Genomic DNA, 3,959 nt, shown 5'->3' with positions numbered 1-3,959 from the left:
GAGGAGGACTCCATGCCGCTCACCTTCCGCAAGAGCTTTCGCATACTTCCCGGCGTGAAGCTGAACATCAACAAGCGCTCTTGGTCCCTCACCACAGGTGGCCGCCACGGCCCTCGCCGCACGCACAGCAGCACCGGCCGGCGCACCACGTCGATGGACCTGCCGGGCCCGTTCGGCTGGCGCCGCACAACGAAGCGACGGTAGAAGGGCGGCAGGAGAGCAACCTTCCGTCGGCTCCGGGGCCGCCCGGAGCCGACCACTCCCCCACCCAACCCAGTCACCGCAGATCAGGCCACGGCGCAACCGGCCCGCCGATGACGGCTCCAAGGCCCGCGCACACGCCGAAGTAGGCGCCGCTCAGGGCGAGTTCGCTCGGGCGGCGGCCACTCCCGGCTCGCCGGTTCGTACACTGATCCGGGTGGAGGACCTCACGGCTACCGGGATCGCTGCCCGCCCTGCGCCCGCCCTGCGACGCTACGTCGGCTCGTACGTCGGTTTTGACCTGCGCGGGTTCCCGGCGGGAGTGCACTGCGGTCCGCCGGGCCACGCCCTCACCGCGGTGATCAGCCTGTCCGGGCCTTTGCAGGTGGCGGCGGGTGTCGACGACGGGTCGCCAGTCACCCGGTTCGACAGCGTGGCCGGCGGTCTGATGTGCCGCTCCGTGGCCATCCACCACGACGGACGCCAGCACGGCGTGCAGGTGGCGCTGACACCCCTTGGGGCCAGGGCCCTCTATGGCATGCCCGCCGCTGCGCTCGCCCATCAACTCGTCCCGCTCGATGAGCTTCTCGGAACGCTGGGCACCGAACTGGTCGACCGGCTTCGCGCCGCCAGGAGTTGGGCCGCGCGGTTCGCCGCGCTGGATGAGTTGCTGCTGCGAGCCGTCGGCCGCGCCGGCGGTGATCGCCTGCCGGGGCAGGGGCCTGAGGTGGCCGAGGCGTGGCGCCGCCTCGTCGCCGCGCGGGGCAGCCTGAAGGTGGGGGCGCTGGCCGCGGAACTGGGCTGGAGCCGCCGCTACCTCACCGACCGCTTTCGCGGCGAGGTGGGCCTGTCGCCCAAGACCTTCGCCCGCGTTCTGCGCTTCGAGCACGCCCACGACCTGGCCACCGTGCACACCCCACTGCCCTGGGCCCAGGTGGCGTCCGTCTCCGGCTACGCCGACCAGGCCCATCTCGTGCGGGACTGGCGCGAGTTCACGGGCCGCTCGCCGACGGCCTGGCGTCGCGGCGAGCTCCTCCTCGGCAGCGGGTAGTCGCCGACCGGCTGCCCCTCCCCCTGCATCCGTTCCCTTTTCTTCAAGACCCTCCACTGCCTGCCCTGTGACGATCGTCGGCATGAGACTTCTCGACCACGAACCCAACGCCATCGACCTGCGCACCACGCCCGTGCACCTGGGACTGGGATCGAGGGCGAAACCCATCGAGGGCTTCGCCTGGAACCCTCAGGTGCTTCAGGCCTACAGCGCCGCGGTCGCAGCCGACGGGGCCGAGGGCCGCATCGTGACGATTTTCGACGGCGAGGGGCCCGGCGACGACTGGGAGCGCCATCCCGCCGGCGACGAATTGGTGCTCTGCCTCAGCGGGTCGGTGACGGTCACCCGTGACGTGGACGGGGCGGCCGAGCGCGTAGTGCTCGGGCCGGGTCAGGCCACCGTGAACCCGGCCGGGACATGGCACGCGGTCGACATGACGGGCCCGGCGACCATCCTGACCATCACCGCCGGACTGGGCACCGACCACCGGCCCCGAACCGAGGCCCGCCCCGCCGAGCACGTCGGCACACCCGACCCGCAAGCACAGTGAGCACACGCGTCGCGTGCCTGGGCGACAGCCTCACCCGCGCGCAGCTCAGCGTCGATTACCTGGACCTTCTCAAGCAACGCCACCCGCCCGGCGATGTGCGGTTCGCCCGCTTCGGCGCCAACGGCGACTTCGCCTACAACCTCCTGCGGCGCCTGGATACCGTCGTCGCAGACCCGCCCGACGTGATCACCGTGCTGATCGGGACCAACGACGCGCGGGCGAGCCTCGCCGGCTACCGCCTCGAGCAGGCCATGAAGCGCAAACAGCTTCCCGAGCGGCCGTCGGCCGGCTGGTTCCAGCAGTGCCTGGGAGCCGTCGTCGAACGGCTGCGCACGCAGACCGACGCGTCGATCGCTCTGCTCTCGCTCCCGGTCCTGGGCCAACAACTCGACGCAGCGGCGGCACACGCATCGCAGGCCTACAGCCGGATGATCGCCGAGGTTGCCGCCGCCCATGGCACGGCCTACCTCCCGCTGCACGAACGCCAGGTCGAGGAACTACGACAGGCGGACCCGCCGCCGATCCCCTACCAAGATCCGACGCCCCGGGCGAGCGTCGGCGTCCTGGTCCGGCACGCCGTGCTGCGCCGCAGCCTCGATACGATCTCGCGGCGCCGGGGCCTGGTGCTCACGACCGATCACATCCACCAGAACAGCCGCGGCGCCGCCCTTGTCGCCGAGGTCATCGACACGTTTCTGGCGCCCCGGAGCACGTAGCTCGCGCGCTTGAAGCGGAGGAAGGCGAAGTAGCGGTCAACATCGCGGGGCCCCGGCCGCCGGGGACAGCGTGCGCCACGGGCGCCTCGCCCACGCCGTGCGCGCGGCGAGCCGATCCCGGCACCCGCTTGCGGGCGTGCATCACGTCTGGCCGGGCACCCGTTTTCGTATGGGAAGCATCAGTAACGTGGAGAAGACCCTGGAGAAGTGGACCGCCCCGCTGTGGGAGCGCCTGCTTCCTACGCAACGGGACCAGCCGGAAGTGCTGGCCGAACTTCGCCAGACATGCGACGACAATACGGTCATCGTCGATCGGCAATGCGTCCTGGCGCCCAACACCTACACGCTTGAACTCCCGACAGCTTCCCACCGGCGGCTGGCCAAGTACATGGCACAGGTGCAACGCCAGCTCGGCGCGCAGGTCTGCCGGCACGCCGCCGAGCAGGGCTACACCTTTCCCGGCCCGGTCTCGGTGCATGTGTGTGCCGCTCCGGACGACACCGTCGGACAGTTTCGTCTGCACAGTGCGGTCAATCCCAGCTGAGCGGCGGCCAAGCCTTCGGAACCCGACAGAGGTCCGGAGGCTTGTGCCGGGTCAGAACCGGGCGTGCGTGGTGATGTCCGATTCGAACTGGTCGATCATCTCAGGGGTCACCGTGGGGCGGCACTGCGCGATCGCCTGAAGGTAGTCGGCCGTGGTCGCTCCCGGCAGTGCCCCTGCGGCGGCCGGCCCTCCGCCGGCCGGGACGAGATCGCGCTCGAAGGAGTGCTGCGCCGCGATCCGGGCGGCGTGCTCGATGTCGGCGGGCGTGAACAGATCACTTGCTGCCACCAGTTCGCCGATGTCCGCCTCCGGCCTGCCGTCGGTATAGCGCGCCCAGATCGCCGCCCGGGCGGCCTTGTCCGGTGTACCGATCGGGATCAGATAGTCGAAGCGGCCGGGACGCAGGAAGGCGGGGTCCAGGGAGCGGACGGAGTTCGTCGCACACACCAGTAGGCGCTCGTCACGCTCCCGGAAGCCCGGGATGAGCTTGAGCAGTTCGTTGGTCACTCCGTGCATCCCGCCGGGCTGCGCCGGTTCCTGGCGCACCGGTGCGATCTCCTCGACTTCGTCGATGAAGACCAGGACGCGTTCCAGCTCGGCGATCGCCGCGAACGCGGAGCGCAGCGCGGCGGCCAGATTGCCCCCGTCGGCCAGCCGTGAGGGCAGGATCTCCACGAAAGGCCAGCCAAGGCGCGAGGCGATGGCGCGCGCGAAGGTGGTCTTGCCGGTGCCCGGCGGGCCGAACAGGCCCACCGCCCTGGGCGGGCGCACACCGTGCAGCGCGGCACGCTCCGGTGCGGCAAGCGGCAGCACGACCCGCCGTTCGATCAGGTCCTTCTCCCGCTCCATTCCGGCACCCCTGTCCCACAGGTCACCGGGCCGCAGCCGGCCGCCGAG

General features: G+C 70.9%; 6 protein-coding genes. 5 read left to right on the top strand and 1 reads right to left on the bottom strand.

Going from position 1 to position 3,959, the window contains the following annotated elements:
• The first annotated feature begins 12 nt into the window (after positions 1 to 12).
• The 5 genes from ACQKIP_RS42100 (at position 13) to ACQKIP_RS42080 (ending at position 3,062) form a co-directional block, all read left to right on the top strand.
• On the top strand, positions 13 to 204 hold the full coding sequence (locus ACQKIP_RS42100) for a DUF4236 domain-containing protein (protein ID WP_365863500.1): 192 nt from the start codon (positions 13 to 15) through the stop codon (positions 202 to 204).
• 214 nt (positions 205 to 418) lie between these two features.
• Positions 419 to 1,252, top strand: coding sequence for an AraC family transcriptional regulator (locus ACQKIP_RS42095; RefSeq protein WP_365863502.1), 834 nt, complete (start codon positions 419 to 421; stop codon positions 1,250 to 1,252).
• A gap of 82 nt (positions 1,253 to 1,334) precedes the next feature.
• Positions 1,335 to 1,802 (top strand): cupin domain-containing protein, encoded by a 468-nt coding sequence (locus ACQKIP_RS42090; protein ID WP_365863504.1) that lies wholly within the window; start codon positions 1,335 to 1,337, stop codon positions 1,800 to 1,802.
• Positions 1,799 to 2,518: an SGNH/GDSL hydrolase family protein gene (locus tag ACQKIP_RS42085; protein ID WP_365863506.1), complete on the top strand. Its 720-nt coding sequence runs from the start codon at positions 1,799 to 1,801 to the stop codon at positions 2,516 to 2,518. Before ACQKIP_RS42090 ends, ACQKIP_RS42085 begins: the two co-directional genes overlap by 4 nt.
• A gap of 187 nt (positions 2,519 to 2,705) precedes the next feature.
• Positions 2,706 to 3,062: a DUF3662 domain-containing protein gene (locus ACQKIP_RS42080; RefSeq protein WP_365863508.1), complete on the top strand. Its 357-nt coding sequence runs from the start codon at positions 2,706 to 2,708 to the stop codon at positions 3,060 to 3,062.
• A 51-nt stretch (positions 3,063 to 3,113) separates the two neighbouring features.
• On the opposite strand, the gene ACQKIP_RS42075 is transcribed toward ACQKIP_RS42080, so the two are convergent.
• Positions 3,114 to 3,959, bottom strand: an 846-nt coding sequence (locus ACQKIP_RS42075) for an ATP-binding protein (protein ID WP_427745416.1), incomplete at its 5' end; no start/stop codon positions are given.

Source organism: Streptomyces sp. NPDC059900 (genome assembly GCF_050270335.1).
Taxonomy (GTDB): Bacteria; Actinomycetota; Actinomycetes; order Streptomycetales; family Streptomycetaceae; genus Streptomyces.
Note: the sequence above shows the minus strand (reverse complement) of the source record. Positions and strands in the feature narration are given on the sequence as shown.

Excerpts from the sequence above, each read along its gene's own strand:
- ACQKIP_RS42100 (WP_365863500.1), top strand. The coding sequence starts at position 13 with ATGCCGCTCACCTTCCGCAAGAGCTTTCGCATACTTCCCGGCGTGAAG.
- ACQKIP_RS42090 (WP_365863504.1), top strand. The coding sequence starts at position 1,335 with ATGAGACTTCTCGACCACGAACCCAACGCCATCGACCTGCGCACCACG.